Source organism: Sulfitobacter sp. 1A13368, from assembly GCF_043557275.1.
Taxonomy (GTDB): Bacteria; Pseudomonadota; Alphaproteobacteria; order Rhodobacterales; family Rhodobacteraceae; genus Sulfitobacter; species Sulfitobacter faviae.
In genome coordinates, this window is sequence record NZ_JBIFFR010000001.1 from 652,654 (window position 1) to 677,113 (window position 24,460).

At 62.4% G+C, this 24,460-nt stretch carries 18 protein-coding genes and 1 tRNA gene; 11 read left to right on the top strand and 8 right to left on the bottom strand.

Going from position 1 to position 24,460, the window contains the following annotated elements; genetic code table 11:
• Window positions 1–22 precede the first annotated feature (22 nt).
• Entirely contained in the window at window positions 23–505 is a 483-nt protein-coding gene (locus ACGYK4_RS03185; RefSeq protein WP_209218349.1) for a molybdopterin-dependent oxidoreductase, read from the bottom strand.
• Between the two features lie 251 nt (window positions 506–756).
• Here ACGYK4_RS03185 and ACGYK4_RS03190 point away from each other — a divergent pair, with 251 nt between their 5' ends.
• From ACGYK4_RS03190 to ACGYK4_RS03210, 5 genes are all read left to right on the top strand, one after another.
• Entirely contained in the window at window positions 757–1,377 is a 621-nt protein-coding gene (locus ACGYK4_RS03190; protein ID WP_067267389.1) for a response regulator transcription factor, read from the top strand.
• A 418-nt stretch (window positions 1,378–1,795) separates the two neighbouring features.
• On the top strand, window positions 1,796–2,308 hold the full coding sequence (locus tag ACGYK4_RS03195) for a hypothetical protein (protein ID WP_394455069.1): 513 nt from the start codon (window positions 1,796–1,798) through the stop codon (window positions 2,306–2,308).
• A 58-nt stretch (window positions 2,309–2,366) separates the two neighbouring features.
• Window positions 2,367–5,000 carry a beta strand repeat-containing protein gene (locus tag ACGYK4_RS03200; RefSeq protein ID WP_394455070.1) on the top strand — a complete coding sequence of 878 codons (2,634 nt, stop codon included), beginning with the start codon at window positions 2,367–2,369 and terminating at the stop codon, window positions 4,998–5,000.
• 119 nt (window positions 5,001–5,119) lie between these two features.
• Entirely contained in the window at window positions 5,120–10,861 is a 5,742-nt protein-coding gene (locus ACGYK4_RS03205; protein WP_394455071.1) for a hypothetical protein, read from the top strand.
• Window positions 10,862–11,086: 225 nt separating this feature from the next.
• Window positions 11,087–11,815, top strand: a complete 729-nt coding sequence (locus ACGYK4_RS03210; RefSeq protein WP_394455072.1) for a hypothetical protein — start codon at window positions 11,087–11,089, stop codon at window positions 11,813–11,815.
• Window positions 11,816–11,896: 81 nt separating this feature from the next.
• Here the strand turns inward: ACGYK4_RS03210 and ACGYK4_RS03215 are convergent, their stop codons facing one another.
• From ACGYK4_RS03215 to ACGYK4_RS03225, 3 genes are all read right to left on the bottom strand, one after another.
• Complete coding sequence (locus ACGYK4_RS03215) at window positions 11,897–13,003, bottom strand: M24 family metallopeptidase (RefSeq protein ID WP_394455073.1); 1,107 nt, start codon at window positions 13,001–13,003, stop codon at window positions 11,897–11,899.
• A gap of 89 nt (window positions 13,004–13,092) precedes the next feature.
• Complete coding sequence (locus ACGYK4_RS03220; RefSeq protein ID WP_394455074.1) at window positions 13,093–14,682, bottom strand: ABC transporter substrate-binding protein; 1,590 nt, start codon at window positions 14,680–14,682, stop codon at window positions 13,093–13,095.
• A 52-nt stretch (window positions 14,683–14,734) separates the two neighbouring features.
• Complete coding sequence (locus ACGYK4_RS03225; protein WP_394455117.1) at window positions 14,735–15,343, bottom strand: helix-turn-helix domain-containing protein; 609 nt, start codon at window positions 15,341–15,343, stop codon at window positions 14,735–14,737.
• 206 nt (window positions 15,344–15,549) lie between these two features.
• Here ACGYK4_RS03225 and ACGYK4_RS03230 point away from each other — a divergent pair, with 206 nt between their 5' ends.
• The 6 genes from ACGYK4_RS03230 (at window position 15,550) to ACGYK4_RS03255 (ending at window position 20,647) form a co-directional block, all read left to right on the top strand.
• Window positions 15,550–16,581: an ABC transporter permease gene (locus ACGYK4_RS03230; RefSeq protein WP_394455075.1), complete on the top strand. Its 1,032-nt coding sequence runs from the start codon at window positions 15,550–15,552 to the stop codon at window positions 16,579–16,581.
• Between the two features lie 9 nt (window positions 16,582–16,590).
• Window positions 16,591–17,496, top strand: coding sequence for an ABC transporter permease (locus ACGYK4_RS03235; RefSeq protein WP_394455076.1), 906 nt, complete (start codon window positions 16,591–16,593; stop codon window positions 17,494–17,496).
• On the top strand, window positions 17,490–18,329 hold the full coding sequence (locus tag ACGYK4_RS03240; RefSeq protein ID WP_394455118.1) for an ABC transporter ATP-binding protein: 840 nt from the start codon (window positions 17,490–17,492) through the stop codon (window positions 18,327–18,329). The genes ACGYK4_RS03235 and ACGYK4_RS03240 overlap by 7 nt, the downstream gene beginning before the upstream one ends.
• Window positions 18,326–19,081 carry an ABC transporter ATP-binding protein gene (locus ACGYK4_RS03245; protein WP_394455078.1) on the top strand — a complete coding sequence of 252 codons (756 nt, stop codon included), beginning with the start codon at window positions 18,326–18,328 and terminating at the stop codon, window positions 19,079–19,081. Before ACGYK4_RS03240 ends, ACGYK4_RS03245 begins: the two co-directional genes overlap by 4 nt.
• Window positions 19,078–19,575: a GAF domain-containing protein gene (locus ACGYK4_RS03250; protein ID WP_271688277.1), complete on the top strand. Its 498-nt coding sequence runs from the start codon at window positions 19,078–19,080 to the stop codon at window positions 19,573–19,575. The genes ACGYK4_RS03245 and ACGYK4_RS03250 overlap by 4 nt, the downstream gene beginning before the upstream one ends.
• Before the next feature lie 430 nt (window positions 19,576–20,005).
• Window positions 20,006–20,647 carry a 2-hydroxychromene-2-carboxylate isomerase gene (locus ACGYK4_RS03255; RefSeq protein WP_394455080.1) on the top strand — a complete coding sequence of 214 codons (642 nt, stop codon included), beginning with the start codon at window positions 20,006–20,008 and terminating at the stop codon, window positions 20,645–20,647.
• A 38-nt stretch (window positions 20,648–20,685) separates the two neighbouring features.
• On the opposite strand, the gene ACGYK4_RS03260 is transcribed toward ACGYK4_RS03255, so the two are convergent.
• The 4 genes from ACGYK4_RS03260 to ACGYK4_RS03275 all read right to left on the bottom strand — a co-directional run bounded on the left by ACGYK4_RS03260 (window position 20,686) and on the right by ACGYK4_RS03275 (window position 24,385).
• Window positions 20,686–20,762 (bottom strand) — tRNA-Arg (locus tag ACGYK4_RS03260).
• Window positions 20,763–20,838: 76 nt separating this feature from the next.
• Window positions 20,839–22,224 (bottom strand): sensor histidine kinase, encoded by a 1,386-nt coding sequence (locus tag ACGYK4_RS03265; protein WP_394455081.1) that lies wholly within the window; start codon window positions 22,222–22,224, stop codon window positions 20,839–20,841.
• A gap of 8 nt (window positions 22,225–22,232) precedes the next feature.
• The gene (locus tag ACGYK4_RS03270; RefSeq protein ID WP_394455083.1) at window positions 22,233–23,654 is read right to left on the bottom strand and encodes a dihydrolipoyl dehydrogenase family protein; all 1,422 of its coding nucleotides are present in this window, start codon (window positions 23,652–23,654) and stop codon (window positions 22,233–22,235) included.
• Window positions 23,651–24,385 (bottom strand): TVP38/TMEM64 family protein, encoded by a 735-nt coding sequence (locus ACGYK4_RS03275; RefSeq protein ID WP_209218364.1) that lies wholly within the window; start codon window positions 24,383–24,385, stop codon window positions 23,651–23,653. The genes ACGYK4_RS03270 and ACGYK4_RS03275 overlap by 4 nt, the downstream gene beginning before the upstream one ends.
• Window positions 24,386–24,460 lie beyond the last annotated feature (75 nt).

Here is a 24,460-nt window from a genome sequence, read left to right on the forward strand (position 1 = left end):
AAGCCCTCTGCGCCATTGTCAGTTACTCGACACTAATTCGGTCAAGCTGCCAGATCGACCGGCTGTAGACCAGTTCCGTCTGATAGGCGATGTCGCTGTCATAGGGGTAGACCACCCAAAGCGGCCCCTTGTCCCGGCGCGACATCTCCTCGCCATTGGTATGGTAGGCGATGATCGGCCCGTCTTCGACGGCGTCGGACATGGGGATTTCCACCGCATAGTCATTGATCGCCGTCGCGGTGATCGTGCCCTCTTCGACGTTCAGCGTCTCAAAGAGGTCTTTCAGGGACACGCCTTCGAATGCCTGCGTGCCATCGGTCCAGATCGTCGTTGTCTCAAAGCTAGAGACAGGCATGGATTTGAGATCTGAGAGGGTGAAGCTATGGGTTTCCTCGGCCAGCGTCACTTCGAGCACGGCCTCTTCGTCTTGGGCGGCAACCGCCGACGCTAGGCCCAGAGAGAGAGCGGCCGCGGTGATGGTCTTGCTGAGGTACTGAAAGGTCATGTCAAATTTCCTTATCTGGCGTTGTGACCTGACCATACCCTGCCCGAATGACAGGCGCGAAGGCGCAGAAGCGCATCCCCCCTATACCAAAGGATAGGTGCGCCTGTCCCCGCGCGCCCCGCATTGCCATACCAAAGGATAGCGGCGCATGCCTTTGCCCCCCTTTCCCCTTGGGCTTTCATCTTTCTTTTGAAAAGGGCACACTCTACCAATTAGAGAACGCCGGCCATTTTGGCTTCAGGAGATCTATTATGTCTTTGCGTATTTTAATTGCCGATGATCACGACATGGTCCGAGAGACCATCGCCATGTTTCTTGATGCGGATGGGGCCACTGTCACCGAAGCGGCGAGCGATCTGGCCGGAGCGCTGGACAAGATCAAATCAGAGCCGCCCTACGATCTGGTGCTGCTGGATTACACGATGCCCGGCATGAAGGGCTTGCAGGGTCTGCAAACCGTTCTTGATATCAATGAGGGTCGCCCGGTCGGGCTGATCTCCGGCACCGCCACCCGGCTGATTGCTGAACAGGCGCTCGAAATGGGGGCGATCGGCTTTCTGCCCAAGACGCTGCCCGCCAAGTCACTGGTCAACGCGGTGCGTTTCATGGCGGCGGGAGAGACCTATGCCCCGGTCACCTTCATGTCGGGCAAGGACAATCCCGAAGAGACGGATTTCGAGAAATCCCTGTCCGAGCGGGAGCGCCAAGTGCTGCGCGGATTGATGAACGCGCAGTCCAACAAAGAGATCGCCCGCGACCTCGATCTGCAGGAAGTAACGATCAAACTGCATGTCAAAACACTTTGCCGAAAACTGGACGCAAAGAATCGGACCGATGCGGCGATCATTGCGCGCGACGCGGGCTTCGTTTGACGCCCGTTTCACACCCCTGAACCACCCCCGGCATCGGCCCAGCGCGTGCGCTGTAGCGCCCCCCGATTTCCCCCTGAGCGTAAACCATAATCGCCCGCCTCGTGCGGGCGTTTTTGCGTTCGGCCTATAGCGGCCCGCGACGAATCAAAGATTCGGAAGCCCCGTTTTTCCCAGCGAAATTAACCATCTGCGGAGCCCGCGCCCGGCCCCATTTCCGCGCCAAATGATAGGCCGCGGCGCGACCTGATAGGGCCACCTATCCTTTCGGCTAAGCGCCTGACCACAGGCTCAGCGAGTTAACCCTTCGCTCAGATGATATCGGTATCCGGTTCCCCGAAGATGAGAACAGGACAACGCAATGAGCGTGTCCGTTCATTGCAATCGCCGGCTCTTCACCGGCCAACAAGGGAACTACTAGATGCGTATCCATATCTCCCAATTGTCCAAGACACTCATCGCGAGCACGGCTTTGTCGCTCGCGGGTTTCGCGGCTGCCGCCGACGCGCTCACGAGCGAATTCTCCTTCCGCGTGGTGGAAACCAATGCCGAGGGCGAAGAAGTCCTCGTAGAGCGTGAGACGGTCCGCCCGGGCGAGGTCATCTCTTATGAGCTGCGTCACCAGAACATGACCGACGGCGCCATGGAAGGGCTCGTCATCGCCGCACCGGTCCCCGAAGGCGTCTCTATCACATTGGGTGCCGAAGTGACCTCTGTCGCCGCGGTCTTTGAAGTCCAGGCCGAGATGGACCCCGAACAGGAAGGGCTGGAATGGTCCACCGTTCCCGCCATCCGCAAGGTCGTCGATGCCGATGGCAACATGACCGAAGAGCCGCTCCCCGAAGAGGCTGTCGCCGCCGTGCGCTGGACCCTCTCCGAACCGCTCGAAGCAGGCGGTTCCGCCTTCAACAGCTACCGCGTGCGCCTGAACTAATCCCGGCGCCTCTCTCTCCACTCTCTCTCCAACTACTATAGAACTAGGGAATATTAACGTGAAACACCAAACAACCTTCCTGCGCTCCGTAAGCGCCGTTGCTCTGACCGCCGTTATCGGCACTGTCGCTTTCGCGGCACCCGAAGCGGGCTCTGTCATCGGCAACCAAGCCGTGGCGACCTATACCAACGCCGCGGGCGACACGATCACGGTAACCTCCAACACCGTTGAAACAGTCGTTCAGCAAGTTGCCGGCGTCACCCTGACCTCCGACAACACCGAAACCATCGCCCCCGGCGGTAAGGCGTTCCTGCCGCACATCATCACCAACGATGGCAACGGCCCGGATGCCTTCGCCCTGACCGCGGTCGAGACCAACAGCGGCACGCTCGACACCTCGCAACTGGTCTTCTACCCCGACGCCAACATGGACGGCGTGGCCGATAGCGCCACCCCGCTGACCGAGACCCCGACCCTCGCCCCCGGTGAGCAGTTCGGCATCGTGATCGAAGCCTCCGTCGCCTCCACGGCCACCGGTTCCGACACGATCACCGTGACGGCGGCCTCGACCCTCGATGGCACCGTGCTGAGCACCAACACAGACACGCTGACAATCTCCAACGACGCGATTGTCGAGTTGGTCAAATCGATGACCGCGGACCCGGCTTCGGGCGGCAACCCCAATATCATCGACGCAGGCGATACGGTAACGATCACGCTGACCTACTCCAGCACCGGTCTGGCCGCGGCCAACAACTACTCTGTGCAGGACGTGCTTGATGGCCGCCTGACCTATGTACCCGGCTCGGCCCGTTGGTCCGACTCCGCCGCACCGCTGAACGATGACAACGGCTCCACCGTGGTCGACGCCTCAAACGGCTCTGGCGAAACGATTGCTTGGGACTATGACGACGCTCAGAACGTTAACTTCTTGATCTCCTCTGTCGGCTCTGGCCGCTCGGGTGAGGTGACCTTCCGTGCCGTGATCGCGGATACCGCCAATGCGGGCATCATCACCAACGTGGCGACCCAGGACGTTGACGGCGTGGCCTTCCCGCCATCGAACACCGCCTCTGTCACCGTGGACAACCAATATGCGGTTGCGGTTGCCGATACGGCGATCAACTCCAACGGCACGGCCAACCCGGCGATTGCCTCGGCCACCGACGATGACGCGGCCAACAACGATGTCGTCACGGAATCCGGCGATGTCTATCAGGGCGGCACGATCCGTCAGGAATTCGTGCTGACCAACCTCTCCAACAGCCCGGACAGCCTGACCCTCGACGTGACCAATGGCGACTTCCCGGCTGGCACCACCTTCCGCTTTGTCGGCGCCGACGGTATCACACCGGTGGTCGGCTCTGTCGGACCCTTGGGTATCGGTGACAGCGCCAAGGTGACCTTGATCGCCACATTGCCAACCGATGTCGCACCGACCGCCACCACCAACTACACCGCCGTCATCACAACGACCTCGGACAACTCCGGCGTCAGCGATGTGTCGACTGCCGAATTCACCGGCGCGGTTCTTGCGGCCTCGGTCGATCTTGAGAACGCCGTGCTCGGCTCCGAAGGCGATGGCGCGGCACCGACGAACGGTGGCAACCCATGGGTCACGCAGGCGACAGACCCGGGCGAGCCGACCGTCTTCGAGATGCTGGTCGAAAACAACGGCCCCACCTCGGACAGCTTCAACCTGTCGCTGGATCAAGCCCTGCCCGCAGGCTGGACCGTTGAGTTCCAACTGCCCGACGGCTCGATCGTGTCGAACACAGGCACCATTCCAGCAGGCGCATCGCAGGCCATCCGCGCCGTGATCACGCCAGCCGATGGCGCATTGCCCGGGGACACATTGATTGACGTCGCGGTCGTATCTTCCGTCTCGGGTCAGGGTGACCGTATCGTCAACCAAGTCACGGTCAACGAAATCTACGACGTGAAGATCATCGAGGATCAGAGCGCGCAGGCTTCGCCGGGTGGTATCGTGGACATCCTCCACACCATCTCGAACGAAGGGAACGTGGCCATCACCGAAGCGTCGATCACGCAATCGGGTCTGACCAACTTCTCCGGCGCGATCTTCTGGGATCAGAACGGCGACGGTGTGATCGATCCGTCCGAACCGGTGATCGACAACTTCGATGACCTGACCGACGGTGTCTCGCCGGGTGTGAACGGACTTGCCCCGGGCGACAGCATCTCGCTGATCTACCGTGTGCAGACGCCGTCGACAGCCACCCAAGGTGTGTCCGAAGTCGGCACCATCACCATCAACAACACGTTGAACGGTGTCGGGACCGATATCGACCAGACCAACAACGCCGTCGAAGACCGCGTGGTCATCATCTCGGGCGATGTCACACTGAGCAAGTATCAGTACATCGACGCGGGCTGCGATGGCACCGTGGGCACCTTCACCAAGACGCGTCTTGATGTCGAGCCCGGCCAGTGCATCCGCTACATGGTCGAAGCCGAGAACACAGGTGCCTCTGCGGCGGACAATGTGATCATCACGGACGCGGCCCCGGCCTATACCGCGATCACGGACTGTGGCGGCGCCTGCCCTGAAAGCCTGTTCCCGGGCACCAGCACGGCCACCGTCACCTCGACCAACGTATCGAGCACGCATGGCACGATCCTTCCCGGCGGCTTTGCCCGGGTAGAGTTCACCGTGCGGGTCGACGACTAAGCGACCTCTCGGGCGCCCCCGGGCTGAGCGATGCTCTCCCGGGGGCGCCCCCTCCTCCCCCCGTTTCCGTCTCCCCCATTTTTCACGCCCTTCCCAGGGATCGCAACAGGAGCAAGCTGATGCGCAGTTTCCTTATGTCTAAAGCCCGCCCGGCTCTGGCCCTGATCAGCGCCTCCGCACTGGGCCTGAGCCTTCTGCCCCAGACCGCCACCGCCGCCCCGGCCCCCGGTGGGTCTTTCATCCGCAACGTGGCAGAAGTCAGCTATTTCAACACCTCCCTTGGCATCATGGAACGCGTCTTTTCGAACCCCGTGCGGGCCGAAGTCGCCGCGGTTCCCGGGCTGGAAGTGACCGGCTACTCCGACCTTCTGCTGACCCGCGGTGCCTTTGGCCGTTACCATTTCGACGTCATCAACAGCGGCAACGTGCCGCTTTCCACATCGGTCAGCATCGGCGAGCAAGGCAGCGCCAGAATGATGTCGCGCCAATCGCTCTTCCCTGACCTGAACGGCAACGGCCTGATCGACACCGAAGACCGCGCCTTCGATATGTCCGCGCCCTTCATGCTCGCCGTGGGCGAGCGGTTGCAGCTGATCTATGAATTCCGCATCTCTGCCGAGACCCCCGTAAGCACCCAATTCGCCAGCATGTTGACCGCATCTGCCGTGACCGAGGATGGCCAAAGCCTGACCGACGACGCGATGGGCGTCTCGCGGGTTGAGGAAGGCGGGCTTGAAGTCTCGAAAGAGCAGGTCGTCGCCGAGAGTGACGCGGGCGCGCTCATCACCTACACCCTGCGGCTGCGGAACGACTCCGAGCGGGACGCCTTTGGCTACCCTGAGATTGAGGGCCAGCCGATCGTGATCGACGGCACGCCCCGGACCGGCGTCTTGCTGCGCGATGCGATCCCGCTGAACACCGTGTTCCACGCGGTGCAGGATTCGGGCACCATGACCGCGCTGGTTCACATGCGCGGCGCGCCTGACCACCACTATGTCAGCGTCGCCCCCGCCGGGCTTTCCCATGACGTGGATGCGGTGGCCTTCTTTCATGAGGGCGACTACGCCGTCGGCCATGCGACCGATCCCAGCTTCTCGGTGCGGGTGCCTGCCGACTTGGGCAAGGTAGAGGTGCAGAACACCGCCTCGGCCTTTTACAACAACCAAGAAAGCACCCTGCTGCTGACCTCCAACACCGTGGTCTATGACCGCGATACAGAAACGGTCGGCACCTTGGTCTTCGAACACCCTGAGACCGGCGCGGATCAGCCCTATGGCACGCCGGGCAGCGACACCCGCCTGCGCCTCACCTCGGGCGCCTGCAACATCAGCACCGAAGTCGACAGCACGGCGGTGACCATCCGCAGCATGCTGACCGGCGATGTGGAGACCATCATCGCGACCGAGACCGGGGCCAACACCGGTGTCTTCCTCACCCCCGCCCTGCCGATGGCGCAGATGTCGCCCGCCATTGCCGGGGATCAGGTCATGGCCACCGACTTTGGCGATAGCTTCATCGCGACGGCCTCTTGCGACAGCGCGGTGCTTGAGGATGATCTGATGATCAACCCCGGCAACTTCCTGTTCAACTCCGTCACCAACGCCCCGATTGACGGCGTGGCCGTGGCGCTTGTCGATGCCCGTTCGGGCAACGAAATGGCCCGCACCCAGACCGACCAGCGCGGCTTTTTCACCTTCACCGAAATGCCCGCAGGCGACTACCGCTATGCCGTGATGGACGCGCCCGCATGGATCTTCCCTTCCGCGCGTCTGGACTATGCCGGTATGGGCCGCAATGTGATGGATGCCGGTTGGGGCCGCGCGTTCAGTCACGCAGGCGGCGCATTGTTCGTCTCCGACATCCCGGTTGATCCGAATTATGGCACGCCGCTGGCGCTGGACAAAGCCGCCGACCTCGACCGCGTGGGTCACGGTGAATTCGTCACCTACACGCTGAGCTTCACCAACAACATGCATCAAGCGCTGATCGGCGGCGAAATCCTCGACCGGCCCGCCTATGGCGTGAACCTCGTGCCCGGCACGGTGACCCTGAATGGTGAGCTGCTGGACGATCCGCAGGAGATCGGCAACGGCGACCTGCGCTTTGACGTGGGCATGTTGGAGCCGCTTTCCAGCCATGAACTGTCCTATGTGATGCAATTCTCTGCTGCCGCCCGCGAAGGCCGCAACGAGAACACCGCGATCCTGTCGGGCCGCCAAGCAGGCACCGGGGTACTGCAACAATCGCAGACCGCCCGCGCCATGGTCCGGCTCGACAATTCGGGCGGCGTCTTTGCCCGCCAGGGCACCGTGCTGGGCGCTGTGTTCATGGATTGCAACGGCAACGGCCTGCGCGACCGCGTCGAGGATGAGCCGGGCATTCCCGGTGTGCGCATCGCGACCCAAGAAGGGCTCTTTGTCGTGACCGATATCGATGGCGCCTATTCGCTCAACGGCATGCGCCCGGTGACCCATGCCTTCCTCGTGCAGCCCGAAACCCTGCCCGCCGGAACCGCGGTGCAGGTGACCCGCACCAACGATCTGCGCCGGGGTGGCTCGCGCATCGTGCCGCTGAAGAAGGGCGAGTTGCGGACCGAGAACTTCGCCGTGGCCCAATGCACCCCCGAAGCGCTTGAGGAAGTCGGCAAACGCCGCGACCATTTCGCCGGGAAACGTCAGACCCCCGGCATGAATTCAGCCGATCTGCCGATCGACGGCCAGCGCAGCAGCACCCGCTCGGTGCGCGGTGAGGCTGGCATCGCCACCACCACCCAGCTGACCCCCGGCATGATCGCGGCACAAAGCGAAGAGGCCGGGCGTGAACCCTCCTCTGTCGCGCAAGCGGCGCGTGCCTCGGCCCAGCGTCAATCGCTCGACAGCATGATCCAGAACCTCGATAGCGCGCCGGGCTTTGTCGACTTTGCCGAAGACACGTCTGTCACCCGCGCCACACAGAACATCCGGATCAAGGGCAAGGCCGATCTCACGCTGTCGCTTCTGGTGAACGGGCGCGAGCTGGGCGGCGACCGGGTGGGCGAACGCACCAATCTGGCGAAAAACAATGTGCAGGCGCTGGAATATGTGGCCGTGAAACTGGCCTCGGGCGAGAATGTGCTGACGCTGGTGGGCCGTGACGGTTTCGGCATCGAACGTGTCCGCAAAGAGCTGCGCCTGACCGCCCCCGGCAAACCTGCCCGGATCGAGATCCTGATGCCGGAAACCGCTTCGGCCAATCCCGCCTCGGTGGTGCCGGTCGTGGTGCGCGTACTTGACGCCGGGGGCCGCCCGGTGCCCGCCTCGGGCACCGTGACCCTCGCCGCTCGCCGGTCGCTTTGGGATGTGACCGACATCCGCAGCAGCGCGCCCGGCGTGCAGGCCTATCTCGACAATGGCGAGGCGACCTTCAATCTGATCCCGCCGCAGGCCTCCGGCCCCGATCTGATCACCGTGCGCTCCTCCTTTGGCGAGGCCGAGGCGCGGGTGACCTTCACCCCCGACCTGAACGAACGTGTGCTGATCGGTGTGATCGAAGGCGCGGTTTCGCTGAGCGGCGATGCGGGCAATGTTATCGAAGAAGACCGCATCAGCGCCTTCGAGGACACCACCACCGGGATCCGGGGTGAGCTCTACCTCAAAGGGGTGATCCGTGGCGACGCCCTGCTGACCCTGCGCTACAGCTCGGACCGGGACACCGAAGACAGCCTGTTCCGCGACATCCGGGGAGAGGAATACTACCCCGTCTACGGCGACAATTCCGAACGCGGGGCCGATGCGCAATCTTCGTCCAACCTCTTCGTGAAGGTAGAGAAAGGCCGCTCCTATGTGCTCTACGGCGATATCGCCATCGCGCCCGAGGCCAGCGCGCTGAAACTGGGCGGCCTGCAACGTGTCGCCACCGGCGCCAAGGGCCATTGGGAGAACGACCGCGTCTCGGTCACCGTCTTCGCCGCCCGGACGGCGCAGGAGCAGCAGATTCAGGAAATCCGCGGGCGCGGTGTCTCGGGCCCCTATGACCTTGATCTCAGCGGCTATGTGCAAGGGTCCGAGCGGGTGGAAATCCTCGTGCGGGACGAAGACGGCGGCGATATCCTGTCGGCCACGCCCCTGCTGCGCGGCACCGACTACCTGCTCGACTTCTTCCGCAACACCATCACCTTCGACAGCCCGGTGCGCCAGTTCGACCTTGACGGCAACCCCGTGTCGATCCGCGTGACCTATGAGGTCGAAGCCGAAGGTGCCGAGGCCTACTGGCTCTACGGTGGTGAAGTGAACTATGCCCTGTCCGAGCGGACCTCGATCGGCGCCCGCGCGGTCCATGCTGACGCCCCCCTGGGCAACGCGGCCCGCCAGCGGATGCACTCTGCCTACCTCCAGCACGAAGACCGCCAAGGCGGCCTGTGGGAGGCCGAGGTGGCCCGGTCGGAGAACGCCATGGGCGACAAGGACAACGCTGCACGCCTGTCTTATGAGCTGAAGACCGAAACCCGCCACTTCGCTTTCGAGGCGATCCACACGGGCCGCGACTTCTACGCTCAAGGCGGGTTGGCCCGCCCCGGCACCACGCAGGTCCGCCTGAGCTATGGCGAAGAGATCGACCGGCGCAGCGACATCGCCTTCGGCGCGGAATACACCCGCGACCGGATCAACGACAGCACGCGGCTGACCGTGGATGCGATCTATTCCCGGCATCTGAGCAAGACCCTGCGCGGCGAGATCGGCCTTGAGTACAGCCGGGACCGCACCGCCAGCGGCAGCGAGAGCGACACCGCCCTGATCCTCGGCGCGCATTGGACCCCAGCGGCCCGCCCCGGCACCGTGATCGAGGCCAAGCTGCGCGCCCCGCTCAGCGGCGACGCCCCCACCGAACTGACCCTCGGCCTTTACGACGAGCCTAAGAACGGCTGGCGCGTCTATAACGAGATCGAGCTTCAGTTCGGCAGCGACGCTCTGGTCACCCGCGCGGCCTATGGCTTCACCTATACAATGAACGAATGGGTCACCGGCCGGACCGAGATGACCAAGGCCAGCGGCACCAGCGACACCACCATGGTTCAGGGCCTGTCGGTCGATTGGGACATCAACGAAAGCACCAATCTGCGCGCTGACCTTGAGCATTCGCGCAACCTTGAGACCAATGACGGGGAGCTCACCTCCTTTGCCATCGGCACAAGCTGGGAATCAGCGGATGGTGACTGGGTCGGTGATGCCGAGCTGGAAACCACTTGGGAAGAGAGCGGCAAGACCCATTACGCCAGCTTCGGCATCGCGGGCAAAGTCACCCCTGAGCTGACCGTTCTGGCCCGCAGCCGTGCCGCGCTCGACCGCCGCGAGGGCGAGGACTCCCGCCGCATGCGCACCCGCATCGGGGCCGCCTATCGCCCCAAGGACAACGCCCGCCTTAATGTGCTGGCTTGGTATGAGCACCGGCTGGAAGAGAAACACGCCAGCACGGAAACGCATCTGTGGTCGATCGACGCAAATTACGAGATCGACGCCGACCTGCGGATCAACGGCAAATATGCCGGCCAGTACCAGAAGATCGGCACCAATGCCGGCGCGCGGGCCAACACCACCACGCAGTTGATCCAAGGCGGTCTGAACTACGAATTTGGCGACGACCGTTTCCAACTCGGCCTCAACGCCACGCATCTGTGGGACAGCGAGGGCAATTCTTCCAACGGGATCGGCGCCGAGTTTGGCTTCACCCCGCGCGAAGGTGTCCTGCTGGCGCTCGGCTACAACAAGGCCCGTGGCCGGGTGGCAGGACAAAGCAGCCTCTATGACGAAGGGTTCTATTTCCGGTTCAACCTGCTGTTGGACAACTCACTCTGGACCCAGTTCGACCAGTTCCTCGGAAGCTGACCGGGAGACTCAGCCCCGAGGGAGAGCCACGTTCCAAGCGCATCTGGAACGTGGCTCATTTCTCTTTCAGAGCGCGGCGTCGCTCCAAAGTCGACCCGGCCTATTCCAAGCGCCGGGCCGACTATCCTTTCGAGACGCTAACTAGCTGTCCGCATTAATGAAATATCGATTTTAGAGGCGCATGATCAGGGACAATGCAAACCTCCAGCCCGATGGGAAACTCCGATGAAAAAGCTCGCTGCCAGCACTGCCTTTTGCCTGATCGCCGCCACCCTCTCCGGCGCGGCAAATGCAAATGATTTCGCCCGTTTCGACAGCCGCAAGATCGCCGTCACCGGCCTGAACTTCGCCCTGTCGCCCTCCGCCTCGGATGCGCGGATCCACCTTAACCGGGCCATGATCCAGACGCCTGTCAAACATGCACAGGCCCGCCGCAAACTGACCCTGCCCCCGCGCGGCGGCCCATCGGCGGCGGTGCGTCATGTCATCGCCTCTGCCGAGGCGGGCGCGAAAGGCTATGACGCGGTGCAGCATGGGGCGCGGATCAAGCCGCCCAAGCGCCCCACAAGCATGACCATCGGCGAAATCTATCGCTGGATCAAGGCGACCCCCGGCCAGCCCCATGCCATCGGGCGCTACCAGTTCATCCCCAACACTTTGAAAACGCTCGTCGCCGAAGCGGGGCTAAGCCAAAGCGACCGGTTTACCCCACAGGTTCAAGACCTGCTGGCCGATCTATTGCTCGAAGATGCGGGATTCACCCCCTTCATGAAAGGCAAGATCAGCCGCCATCGTTTCATGGAAAACCTCGCCCGCATCTGGGCCGGGCTGCCCACTTCGACGGGCCGGTCCTATTATCACGGCCATGCGGGCAACCGGGCTGTCATCACTTGGAACGAGTTCGACAGCCATATGAAAAGCATCTTTGAAAACACGGCACGCGGCACCTCCTGACCGCGCGCCTCACTCTCTTCTCTCTCTCTCCGTCTCCCTCCAGGCCAAAGCGCGCGTATTTTCGCCGCTTTGGCCACCTTTTTAGCCGCGGCGCTGCATCTCGCGCGGCATTTCCGAGAAGATTTCAGGCCCATCGGCGCGTAGGATCACGATCTCTTCCAGACGCACGCCGAATTTGCCTTCCAGATAGATGCCCGGCTCGATTGAGAAGACATTGCCTTCGGCCAGAACCGCATCGGAGTTCGCGGCGATATAGGGCGGCTCATGGATGTCGATGCCAAGGCCATGGCCGGTGCGGTGCAGGAAGTGTGCACCATAGCCCGCCTGCGTGATCACGTCGCGTGCCGCGCGGTCGATCTCGCTCGCCGCGACGCCGGGGCGGGCAGCATCAAGCGCGGCCTGTACTGCGCGTTCAACCGTGGCAAAAACCGCTTCGTACTCGGCATCCGGCGTGCCGAAAAAGCCGCTGCGGGTCATGTCGGAGGGGTAGCCGTTCAACCGGCAGCCGGTGTCGATCAGCACGGCCATGCCTTGGGCCAATGCCGTATCGCCGGGGTAGTGATGCGGGAAAGCGCCGGATTCGCCGAAACAGACCGAGCAGAATTCAAGGTGCGCGCCATTGGCTTTGTAATGGTCCTGAATCAGCGCCACGACCTCACGCTCGGTGATGCCTTCTTTCAACGCGGCGAAAGCGGTCCGAACGGCGCTGTCGTTCAACACATGCGCGGCTTTGATCGCGGCATATTCTTCGCTGTCCTTGCTGGCGCGCAACAGACCGACGGTGTCATCGGTAAAGCGGCGGCGCGGGTTGTCGAGCGCATCCAAAAGCCGAAGGGCGAAATCCGTGCGCATGGTCTCATCCAGCACCACCGACAGGCCCGGCGCGGTGGCTCCGCAGGCGCCTAGCAGGTCGGTCAAGGCGGCCTCCGGCCCCTGATCATCGCTCCACGGGTGGAACGGCAGATCGGTGTCTTTGCGCGCGGCGGCGGCATTCAGCGCGGGCATCAGAAATCCCGCGTAGCTGGCGCTGACGAGCAACATCACCGGGCGTTCATCGCCATGCGGGTGCACGCCGGACAGCCAGGCCATATGGCTCGACGGGCCGAGGGCAACAAGATCGGTGCCCGTCTCGGCCATGCGCGCGCGCAGGTTGGCAAGGCGGGTATCGAAGGGGGAGGAAGCGGACATGGGCAAAGACCTTGGTATTCAAAAGGGGTATTGGGATGCGCGGGCCGAAAGACGGGCCACCGGCCCGCGCAGAGATCAAGAAAGGGGGATCAGTCCTTTTCCACCAAGCGGTAGAAGACGAAATCCGATGTCGCGCCGTTCACATAGCCGGTCACGGCCTCGTCCATCGCCACCTGATAGGCTGCTTGGAACATGATCACGATGGGCGAGTCCTTTTGCACCTTCTGCTGAAGGTCGCGGTACATCTCGAGCCGCTTTTCCGGGTCGGCTTCGGACAGCGCCGCCATGGTCTGCTTGTTCAGCTCTTCCGGCACGGCCCACGCGTTGCGCCATGTGGTGGTCGCGGCATAGGAGTCGTCGGAGTTGTCCGAGTTATAGGCAAAGGCCTTGGCGTTGGAATGCGGGTCCATGAAGTCGGGGCCCCAGTACAGCAACATCGCCTCGTGGCTCCGCTCACGGTACTTGGTGATGACCTGACTGCCGGTGCCGGGCAGGATTTCAAAGTTGATCCCCGCGTCGGCAAAGCTCGCCTGAAGCGACTGGGCCATGTCGGTAAAGGGGGCCGCATTGATCACGTCAAGCGAGACGGTGATCGGCGTCTCGATCCCGGCATCGGCGAGGATTTGCTCTGCCTTTTCAGGATCGTAGGTGAAAGGCGTCTCGTCGAACGAGCCGGGGAAGCCCTTGGGCCAGAAGGCCTGATGCACGTCCATTTGACCTTTGATGATCGAATTGGTCATGCCTTCGTAATCCACCAGATAGCGGGCGGCTTCCCAAACGGCGGGCGGGGTCAGGCTTTCCGTCTTTTGGTTAAACGATAGGAAATGCACCGCCGCCTGCGGGTAGGTTTCGACCTTGATCTCCGCGTTGTCCATCGAGGCGATCTGGTCCGGCGTCAGGTTACGTGCAAGGTCGATATCGCCCTTCTCAAGCAGCAACTGCTGGGTGGCGGATTCGGCCACATGGCGGATGATCACGCTGTCGATCTCGGGGGCGCCGTTGAAATAGCCCTCATTCGCGCTCATCCGAACCATCTGCGCGGGCGCATAGCGGTCCAGCTTGAAGGGGCCGGAACCGGCGGAGTTTTCGTTCAGCCAAGCATTGCCCATGTCGCCGTCGACTTCATGCTCTTTCACCAGCACGCTGTCGACGATGGAGGCGGGACGCGCGGCGAGCACGTTCAGCACAAAGGCCGGGGAGAAGTCGCCGTCGTATTTCACGGTGACGGTATTGCCCTCGGCGGTGACCATCTGGTCGATGTTCTCAGCCGTCCAGCCCAATTGGGTCAGGATGAAGGCCGGGGTAAGGTTCAGTTTGATCACGCGTGCGAAAGAGAACAGCACGTCATCCACGGTCACCGGGTTGCCGGAGGCGAATGCCGCGCCGTCGCGCAGGGTGAAGGTGATCGTCTTGGCCTCGGCATCGGCTTTCCATTCCGCGGCAAGCCCCGGCGCCAGAACCGTGGTGTCCTCGGCGTCATATTGCACCAGACGGTCATAGAGGTTGGTGACCAATTCACCGGAAGTGAACTCATAGGCCTGCGCGGGGTCAAGCGCCACGATATCGTCGATGTTCTGCGCCACGACAAGCACGCCTTCGGGCGTGTCGGCCAGGGCCAGCGGCGCGGCCAAGGGCAGCGCCAGCGCGCTCGCCAATAGGGTTGATCTAAGTGTTTTCATGGTTGTCTCCTTGTTGGATCGTTGAAGTTGGAATGTCATTTGCCCAGCCCGCCTAGGCTTTCTTGATCAGTTCAGGCAGCTCGATGGCACCTGCCCGGTTCAGCACGGCCAAAGTGCCGGTCCAGAGGATGCGCGCAGTCGTGTCGGTTCGGTTTGCCCAAGCATGGGGAAGCTGGCCGCTGTAATGCAGACAGTCGCCCGCGCTCATGCGGAATTTCTGCCCGTCGAGGGTCTGCTCGATCTCTCCCTCAAGGACAAAGACCATCTCTTCGCCCTCATGGCTCACCGTCTCGGATTCGTAGCCGGGCGGGACGTGAAGCAGATAGCTCGACAGTTCCGCACCCGGGAAAGTGGCGGCAAGGCTTTCATAGGTCAGTGATGAATTGGCCAGCGCGAACTGCGTGCGCTCATTGCCACGGGTCAGCCCGTCCGAGGGTTTGGGTGCGGCGATGAAATACTCCAAAGCCACATCCAACCCATCGGCGATCTGCGCCAACGTGCCGAGCGACGGCGTGGCATTGCCCCGCTCCACCTGACTGAGATAGCCCATCGACACGCCGGATTTGTCGCAGAGCATTTGCAGCGTCATCTGCATCTGCTTACGCCTTTTGCGGATCGCGGCACCGAGGGTCGGCTCGGGCTTGGCTTTGTCGCGCGGCATCTTGGTCATCTCCCCTGTTCTGTGCCGACGTTACAAAAAATTATTTTGTCTGGCAAAAAAATTTTTGCAAATGGCGAAATTTGTTTTATGCACAAAGCATCCAGAACGGTGCCACCGCACCCTGAGGCCGCATGTCGGCGCAGGAAATGGCTTGCTTATCAATGGCATCGGCGAAGGAAGGGAGGGCGTGGCCCGTGAATACGAATATGACAAAAGCCCGCAGGCTGGCGCAGGGGGTCTCCTCTCTCGGCGGTTTTGCGGTGGTGACCCTGCTCACCTTCATCGGGCTGATGGCGATCACATTTTTCATCGGGCGGGTCATTCCGATTGATCCGGTGCTGGCCGTGGTCGGCGACCGTGCGACCCAAGAACAATATGACGCCGCCCGCGTGGCGATGGGGCTGGACCGGCCCCTGATCATGCAATTCTTCTCCTATGTCGGCGATGTGTTCCAAGGCGACCTCGGGCATTCCGTCTCGACCAACCGGCCCGTGGCGCAGGACCTTGCCCAGGTCTTTCCCGCCACGCTTGAGATGGCAACGCTGGGCATTCTGATTGGCATCGGCCTTGGCGTGCCCTGCGGTGTCTGGGCCGCCGCGCGGCAGGGCACTTGGGTGGATCAGATCATCCGCGTCTTCGCGCTGCTGGGCTACTCGGTGCCCGCCTTCTGGCTGGGTCTTGTCGGACTTGTCATCTTCTACGCCAATTTGGGCTGGGTCGCGGGGCCGGGCCGTGTCGATATCTTTTACGAAGGCATGGTAGCGCCGCGCAGTGGGCTGATGCTGATGGATTCGGCCCTTGCTGGTGAGTGGGACATCTTCTGGAACGCGCTGGATCACCTGATCCTGCCTGCGGCGATCCTCGGGTTTTTCTCGCTCGCCTATATCGCGCGGATGACCCGCAGCTTCATGTTGGACCAACTGGGGCAAGAATTCATCACCACCGCGCGGGTCAAGGGCGTGGCCGAATGGCGGGTGCTTTGGGTGCATGGGTTCCGCCCGATCCGCGTGCCGCTGATCACCGTGATCGGCCTGTCTTACGCCGCCCTGCTGGAAGGGTCAGTGATGATCGAGACGGTCTTTAGCTGGCCGGGCATCGGGAACTACCTGACCGTGGCGCTGCTCAATGCCGATATGAATGCCGTGTTGGGGGCGACGCTGGTGATCGGCGCGGTCTTCATCCTGATCAACAAGCTCTCGGATGTGCTCTACCGCATCCTTGACCCGCGCAGCCGCTAGGAGGCCGTCATGACCACTGCAAGAAACTGGCTTTTGGACGACTCCCCCGCCTCGAAATTGCAGGCGAATATGGGCAACGCCTATCGCATGCTGATGCAATTGTTGCGCAATCCGCTAGCGGTGGTGGGGGCGGTGATCCTGCTGATGCTAATCCTCGCCGCGCTCTTCGCGCCTTGGATCGCGCCGCAAAACCCGCTGGGGCAGAACCTCGACGCCCGACTGCTGCCGCCTTCGGCGGCGCATTGGATGGGCACGGATGAGTTGGGGCGCGACATCTTCAGCCGCGTGATCTATGGCGCGCGGATCACCCTGATGATCGTGGCCTTGGTCGCCATCATCGCCGCCCCGCTGGGGCTGCTGATCGGCGCGATTTCGGGCTATTTCGGCGGCTGGACCGACAAGGTTTTGATGGGGGTGACGGATGTGTTTCTGTCCATGCCCAAGCTGATCCTCGCGCTGGCCTTCGTCGCCGCCCTCGGGCCGGGGATCGAGAATGCCATCATCGCCATCGCCATCACCTCTTGGCCCGCTTATGCGCGTATCGCCCGGGCCGAGACGCTGACCTTCCGCAATTCCGAGTTCATCTCCGCCATGCGCCTGCTCGGCGCGTCGCACGGGCGGATCATCACGCGGCACGTGCTGCCGCTGTGCACCTCGTCGATGATCGTGCGGGTGACGCTGGATATGGCGGGGATCATCCTGACCGCCGCGGGCCTTGGCTTTCTGGGCCTCGGCGCGCAGCCGCCGCTGCCGGAATGGGGCGCGATGATCTCGCGCGGGCGGGCCTTCATCTTGGATCAATGGTGGGTCGCGACGATGCCCGGCTTTGCGATCATCCTTGTCTCGCTCGGCTTTTGCTTTTTGGGCGACGGGCTGCGCGACGTGCTCGACCCCAAACAAGGAGGCAAATCATGACCGCGCCCCTGCTGGAACTTAAAAACCTCTCCGTCAGCTTCCCCACCCCAAAGGGCCGGGTCGAGGTGGTCAAGGGGCTGTCTTTCACCCTTGGGCGTGAACGGCTTGGGATCGTCGGCGAAAGCGGCTCGGGAAAATCCATGACCGGGCGCGCGATCCTGCGGCTTGTGCGTCATCCGGGGCGGCAGCAGGCCGAAGTCATGCGCTTTGACGGGATCGACCTGCAAAGCCAGTCGGAAAGACAGATGCGCCACCTACGGGGGGCACGGATTTCGATGATCATGCAGGACCCAAAGTTCTCGCTGAATCCGGTGATGACCGTAGGCGCGCAGATCGCCGAAGCCCTGCTGACCCACGAACGCCTCGCCCGGCGCGATGTGAAGGCCCGGGTGATCGAAATGCTGCAATCGGTGCGGATCAACGAGCCCGAGCGGGTGATCGACCTCTACCCGCATGAGGTCTCGGGCGGCATGGGCCAGCGCATCATGATCGCCATGATGCTGATCCCGCGCCCCGATCTGCTGATCGCGGACGAGCCGACCTCGGCGCTGGATGTGAGCGTGCAGGCTCAAGTGCTCGACCTCATCGACGAGCTGGTGCGCGACCACGGCATGGGGCTGATCCTGATCTCCCATGACCTCAACCTGGTGGCGCGCTATTGCGACCGGATCCTTGTGATGCACGCAGGTCAGGTGGTGGAAAGCTGCGCCGCCGCCGATCTGCACAAGGCCAGCCATCCCTATACCAAGGGCCTTTTGGCCGCGGTTCCGAAAATGGAAGAGACGCGCGATGAATTGCCCGTCCTCGACCGCAGCGCATGGAGCGGCACATGAGCGCGATTACACTCAAGAACCTCGACATCTCCTATGGGCAAACCAAAGTGGTCACCGGGGTGAACATCGACGTGGCCGAGGGCGAAAGCTTTGCGCTGGTGGGCGAAAGCGGTTCGGGCAAATCCACGGTGCTCAAGGCCATCGCGGGGCTGGCCCCCGATTGGACCGGTGAGATTTCCGTACTCGGCCAGCCGCGCGGTCACAAAGTCGACCGCGCTTTTGCCGGGCAATGCCAGATGGTATTTCAAGACCCCTATGCCTCTCTCCATCCCCGCAAGACGGTGGACGGCGTGCTGTCCGAGCCGCTGATGATCCACGGGCTTGGCAATCGCAGCGCCCGCGTGGTGGAGATGTTGCAGGCCGTCGGCCTCGACAAACGTTTCCGCTTCCGCTTTCCGCATCAGCTCTCCGGCGGGCAGCGGCAACGGGTGGCCATCGCGCGCGCGCTGATGCTTGAGCCCAAGGTGATGCTGCTGGATGAGCCGACCTCAGCGCTGGATGTCTCGGTTCAGGCGGAGATCCTCAACCTGCTGAAACGGCTGCGTCGCGAACAGGGGCTGACCTATCTGATGGTCACCCACAATCTCCCCGTCGTCAGTTTCATGTGCGACCGCATGGCGGTGATGAACAAAGGCCGCGTGGTTGAGATCGCCTCGGCCAGCGCGCTGCATGACGGCAGCTTTACCGATCCCTATACCCAAGCCCTCTACGCCGCCTCGGGCGGCAATCCAGACCGCAAGGAAGCCCCATGACCGATACCACCGACGCAATGCAACGCTTTCAGACAGCGCTTGAGCAGGCGACCACCGAAACACAGGCCTTCGACGCGCTCTGCGCGCTGACCAAGGCCACCGCGGGGGCCAAACTCTTTACCGTGATGACCGCGGATATGGACGCGATGCTGGCGCGGCGGGTCTATACTGACGACGCCGAAAATTATCCCACCTCCGGCACCAAAGAGATCACCATCGACACTTGGTTCGAACAGGTCCACGGGCGGCAGGAATGCTTTGTCGCCAACACCTTGGCCGATATCGACGCGGTCTTTCCCGATGCGGAACTGATTGGCCGTTTGGGCTGCGCCTCGGTCGTAAACCTGCCGATCATCATCGGCGGCAAGATGGTCGCCACGGTCAACATCCTGCACGAAGAGGGCTACTACACCCCCCCCCGCGTGGAACAGGTCAAAGCGCTGCTGACCCTGCCTGCCATCGCCACCATGGCCGTGGTGCGGCAAATGGGCTGACGCCCGGAGCGGGCGCTGCCGAAAGAAGGCCGTCGCTAAAATGCGGCGGCCTTTTTGACTTGCGGCCCCGGCCAAAGGCCGCCACCATCCCGGCCAAGACGGAACCCATCGGGCATCGCTAAGGTTAATCTTATGAACATGCCCTAGGAGGAATGGCTCATGTGGACTTACGAACTCTTGATCCTGATCATGGCCGCGGTGGCGGCACTGGCATTCATGGCCAAGCAACGCCCCCAGCCTCGGAAGGTCCGCGCAATCGCGCCCCGGCCACGGGCGAACAAATTGCATAACCGCCGGTATTGAGGCGTCAGCGCGGCTAGAAGCGCCCCGTTACGGGCACTCCCGCGATTCCGCACTCGGCTTTCGGCCCCCGTCCTTGTCTCCCCGCCGGTTTCCGCCATGATGCTGGCAAAACCGGAGGGAGCCGACCTTGGACACCATTGAATATTTCTATTCCGCCCATTCCGCCTATGCCTATCTGGGGCATCGCAAGCTTTTGGAAATCTGCGCGACCCGCGGTGCGCGGCTGGTGCATCGCCCCTTTGACCTCACCCCCGTGATCGCCTCAGGCCGTGTGGACCACTTCCGCGGCTTCACGCCCCATTACATAGACTATTTCTTCGGCCGAGAGATTGAGCGTTGGGCGCAGTATCGCGGGCTGGAGATTCTCAACCACCGCCCGACCCACCATGACAACCCGCTGAACCTTGCAAACGGCTACCTGATCGCCGCCGCTCAGGCGGGGCGGGATGTCGACGCGCTTTCCTTTGCGATTCTTCAGGCCCATTGGCGCGATGATATCGATCTCGCGAATCCCGAGCATCTGCGCCGCGCGACTGAAACGGTCGATCCCGATTGCGACGGGCTGATCGCACGGGCGATGGAAGAGGATGTGCAGGCAATCCACGCCCAAAACACTGAAGAGGCCATTGCCCGCGGCATCTTTGGCTCGCCCAGCTATTTTCTGAATGGTGACATGTATTACGGCCAAGACCATCTGGAACTAATGGACCACGCCTTTGACCAGCCCTACCGCGACACGGGCTTCTACAACCCGCCGCGAGACGGATAAGACGCCCCAAAAGCGCCGTGCTCTTCAATTTTGGGTAGTGGCGGACCGAGGAGGATTCGAACCCCCGACCCCCTGATTCGTAGTCAGGTACTCTATCCAGCTGAGCTATCGGTCCACTGAGCGGGGGTTTAGTCTTAGCCCCGGGGAGTTGCAAGCCCTCGTTTCAAGGAAATGCAATTTTCTTCAAAAATCTACAGGGCGCCATCCCCCTTGGGCAGCGTTATGTCAAAAACCGTGCCCTCCGGCCCGCTATTGCGCAGGGCCAAGGTGCCGCCGTGGCCGCGCACCAGTTCAGAGGCGATTACCAGCCCCAAACCGGAGCCACCCTTGCGCGCCCCGCCCTGAAAGGCGGTAAAGAGATGCTCCCGCGCCTTGGGCGGCAGGCCGGGGCCGGTATCGCTGACGGTGATGCACCATGCCTCGCCCATATCCTCGGCCCGCAGGTAGACGTCGCCCGGTTTGCCGGTGGCGGTGATCGCCTGCCGGGCGTTACGCATGAGATTTGCCAGCACGCGGTACATTTGTTCAGGATCCGCACGCACGGTGAGATTCGCGGGAATATCAGCGGCAAAGCGCACGATGCTTTCGGGATCGGCAAGGCGTTCGCCGTCGATGACCTCTTCCACCACTTCTTCGAGCGGCATGAGCGTCAGCGTCGGCCCCGGCTCTTCGGCCTTGCCGAAGGCCAGCGTCGATTCGCATAGGTGCACCGCCCGGGTGATCGAGCCTACGAGTTTCGGGGCCATGCGTTTCACGGTCGGGTCTTCGGACATTTCGATCCGGTCGGTGAACAGTTGGGCAGAAGTGAGGATGTTGCGCAGATCATGGCTGATCTTGCTGACGGCACTGCCCAATTGGGCCAAACGCTCTTTCTGTTTAAGCGCCTGCGTGAGGTCGGTTTGCAGCTTCTGAAGCGCTTCTTCGGCCTCGCGCAACTCGGTCACGCTGGCGGAAGGTTCAATGATCCGCCGCGCATCTTCGGGTGCGGCGGCATAGCGCTGCATATGTCCTGCGACCCGTTTGATCGGTTTCAGCAGCAAGGCCCGCATGGCAAAGAACAAAAGCACCGCCGTGATGACCGAGATCACCGCCGAAAGGATGAGGATGCGAATCCCGTAGTCGAGCATGGCGACACGCATGGGCGCCGTTTGCATCGTGACCTCAATCAGCAGCCCCGCCTCGCGCACCGGCGCGCCGATCACGCGGACCACCTCATTCCCCGGGCGGAACAGCCGCAGCATCGCATCCCGGATCAAGACCGTCGCCGAGGCATCGCGCAGATCATAGGTCTGCGACACCATGCGCGGCATGGGGGAGGCCAGCACCAATTGCCGCGCCTCATCCCGGCGCAGCACCACGTTGAACACCTCGGCGTTGCGCAGCAGCTCCTCTTCCAGCTCCGGGTCGAGCATATCATCGGCCAAAAGCGCCAGCGAGGCGATCTGCGCCCGCTCCAGCCGCGTCAGCATATATTCCTCGCGGAACCGCGCGATGGAGGGGACAAAGATCAGCACTTCGGCCAGCATCACGAAGATGGTGGTGAGGATCAGCAGACGGCCAGAGAGCGAGTGGATCATCGGCGCTCTCAGGGCAAAAGGCGTTGCACGGCGCGCACCACCGTTTTGACCAGTGTGCTTTCGAACAGGCGCGGGCTGAAATAAGCCCCCGCCGCGCGTTTGTTGATTTCCGAGATCGTAGGATAAGGGGCAACCATAGCAGCAATCTGGCTCATCTTCATCTTATTGACCAGCGCAAGCGACCACAGGGTGATCAATTCGCCCGCCTGATGGCCGACGATGCTGGCCCCTACCGGGCGGCCCTTGACCACCATGACCTTGATAAACCCCTTGGTCTGACGCTCGGCAATCGCGCGGTCGTTGTGGTTATAGTGGAACCGCACGACCTCCAGCTTGTCGCCATGCTCTTCGCGCGCCTGCGCTTCGGTCAGCCCCACCTGCGCCAGTTCCGGCGCGGCATAGGTGACCCATGGAATATGGTGCAGCTTCGTCTTGCTCGGCAGACCAAAGAGGATCGAGCGGATCACCACCCCGGCGTGATAGCCTGCCACATGGGTAAATTGCAGCCCGCCCGCCACATCGCCAATGGCATAGACCCGGCGGTTGCTGCTGCGCAGGCTGTCGTCGACCTTAATGCCTGCCTTGGTGGTCTCAACCCCGGCCTTCTCCAGATCGAGCCGGTCGATGTTGCTCTTGCGCCCCACGGCCATCAGCAGATGCGAGCCCTTGATCACGCGGCCATCCTTGGTCTCGACCGTGATCGCCCCCGCCGCACCGCTGACCTTAGCCGCATCGCTGCCTTCCTCGAAAACCACCCCCTCGTCCCGCATGGTCCGCAACACCACCTCGGACAGCTCGGGGTCATCCTTGCCAAGCGCGCGGCTGCCTTCGATCACGGTGACCTTGCAGCCCATCCGCACATGGGCCTGCGCCATCTCAATGCCGATGGGGCCGCCCCCGATGATGATCAGATGCTCGGGCTTCTCGCGCAGATCAAAGAGGGTCTCGTTCGTCTCATAGGGCACATCCGCCAGCCCCGGAATCGGCGGCACCAGCGGGGAGGAGCCGGTGGCCACGACGATGCGCCGCGCGGTGATGATGGTATCGCCCGCCTGCACCTCTTTATCGGAAATGAAACGCCCGTATTCGCGGATCACCCGCACGCCCAAGCCCTCGAACCGCTCAACCGAATCGACCGGCGTGATTTGCGAGATGACATCGGCCACGTGATCCTTGGCAGCGGCGTAGTCGACCACCCCGGCGGCGGCCTCCACCCCGTATTGCGCGCTGTGTTGCTGGGTATAGGCCGTCTTGCCGGTCTTGATCAGCGCCTTGGAGGGCACGCAGCCATAGTTCAGGCAATCGCCGCCCATCTTGTGCCCTTCCAGCAGGGTCACATCCGCGCCCATCTGCACGGCCCCCGCTGCCACCGACAACCCGCCAGAGCCTGCGCCGATGATCAGAACGTCGGTCTTGATACGGTTGGTCATTTCAGCAGATCCTTCTTACCGGTAAATGTCTTGATCGCTACGGGCAGCAACGACAGCACGCAAAGGCCCAGAATGGGCAATAAAATATGCGGCTCGAAAATAATCCCAAGGTCGGGCGACTCACCCCGGGCGAAAACCGCACCTAGCCCTGCGCCCACCGAGGTAAAGACCAAGGCCCCTGGCATGATTCCGAAAAACGTCGAGATCACAAAGCGAAACAGCGGCACGCCAAGGAAGGCCGGCAGCAGATTCGCGACAAAGAAGGGCACCACCGGCACCAGCCGGATAAAGAAGAGCATCGACCACTGGTTGTCGTCGATCCCCGCCTTGATCTTGCGCACCATGCCCTCAGAGGCGTCCATCCGCTCTTTCAGCCGTGCGCCAAGGCCCCATTGCGCGGCCAGAAAGATCACCACCGCGCCCAAGGTCGCAGCACTGACGTTATAAAGCACGCCCGGAAACAGCCCGAAGAGGAAACCGCCCGTCAAAGTGGCCACCGTGGCCCCCGGCAGGGAGAAAGCCACGATCACCACATAGGCGGCGACAAAGACAAGCGCGGTCAGCAGGTAGTTGCTGTCGCGAAAGGCGATCAGCGCCTCCCGATTGTCACGCAGCGCGTCAAAACTCAGGTAATCGCGCAGGGTAAAAGCCCCGATGGCTGCGATGACGGCGATCAGCGCAAGGGGCAGATAGCGCATCAGCGCGGGTTTACTTTGGTCATTGCGGCTCATTTTCACACTTCCTTGGGCCTGCATCAGACCAATTTCGCTTTCCTCAATGATGGCGTGAAGCGGGCCGCGGGAACA

Coding starts and splice junctions, on each gene's coding strand:
- ACGYK4_RS03185 (WP_209218349.1), bottom strand. CDS start 505: ATGACCTTTCAGTACCTCAGCAAGACCATCACCGCGGCCGCTCTCTCT.
- ACGYK4_RS03190 (WP_067267389.1), top strand. CDS start 757: ATGTCTTTGCGTATTTTAATTGCCGATGATCACGACATGGTCCGAGAG.
- ACGYK4_RS03195 (WP_394455069.1), top strand. CDS start 1,796: ATGCGTATCCATATCTCCCAATTGTCCAAGACACTCATCGCGAGCACG.
- ACGYK4_RS03205 (WP_394455071.1), top strand. CDS start 5,120: ATGCGCAGTTTCCTTATGTCTAAAGCCCGCCCGGCTCTGGCCCTGATC.
- ACGYK4_RS03210 (WP_394455072.1), top strand. CDS start 11,087: ATGAAAAAGCTCGCTGCCAGCACTGCCTTTTGCCTGATCGCCGCCACC.
- ACGYK4_RS03215 (WP_394455073.1), bottom strand. CDS start 13,003: ATGTCCGCTTCCTCCCCCTTCGATACCCGCCTTGCCAACCTGCGCGCG.
- ACGYK4_RS03220 (WP_394455074.1), bottom strand. CDS start 14,682: ATGAAAACACTTAGATCAACCCTATTGGCGAGCGCGCTGGCGCTGCCC.
- ACGYK4_RS03225 (WP_394455117.1), bottom strand. CDS start 15,343: ATGCCGCGCGACAAAGCCAAGCCCGAGCCGACCCTCGGTGCCGCGATC.
- ACGYK4_RS03230 (WP_394455075.1), top strand. CDS start 15,550: ATGACAAAAGCCCGCAGGCTGGCGCAGGGGGTCTCCTCTCTCGGCGGT.
- ACGYK4_RS03235 (WP_394455076.1), top strand. CDS start 16,591: ATGACCACTGCAAGAAACTGGCTTTTGGACGACTCCCCCGCCTCGAAA.
- ACGYK4_RS03245 (WP_394455078.1), top strand. CDS start 18,326: ATGAGCGCGATTACACTCAAGAACCTCGACATCTCCTATGGGCAAACC.
- ACGYK4_RS03250 (WP_271688277.1), top strand. CDS start 19,078: ATGACCGATACCACCGACGCAATGCAACGCTTTCAGACAGCGCTTGAG.
- ACGYK4_RS03265 (WP_394455081.1), bottom strand. CDS start 22,224: ATGATCCACTCGCTCTCTGGCCGTCTGCTGATCCTCACCACCATCTTC.
- ACGYK4_RS03270 (WP_394455083.1), bottom strand. CDS start 23,654: ATGACCAACCGTATCAAGACCGACGTTCTGATCATCGGCGCAGGCTCT.
- ACGYK4_RS03275 (WP_209218364.1), bottom strand. CDS start 24,385: ATGAGCCGCAATGACCAAAGTAAACCCGCGCTGATGCGCTATCTGCCC.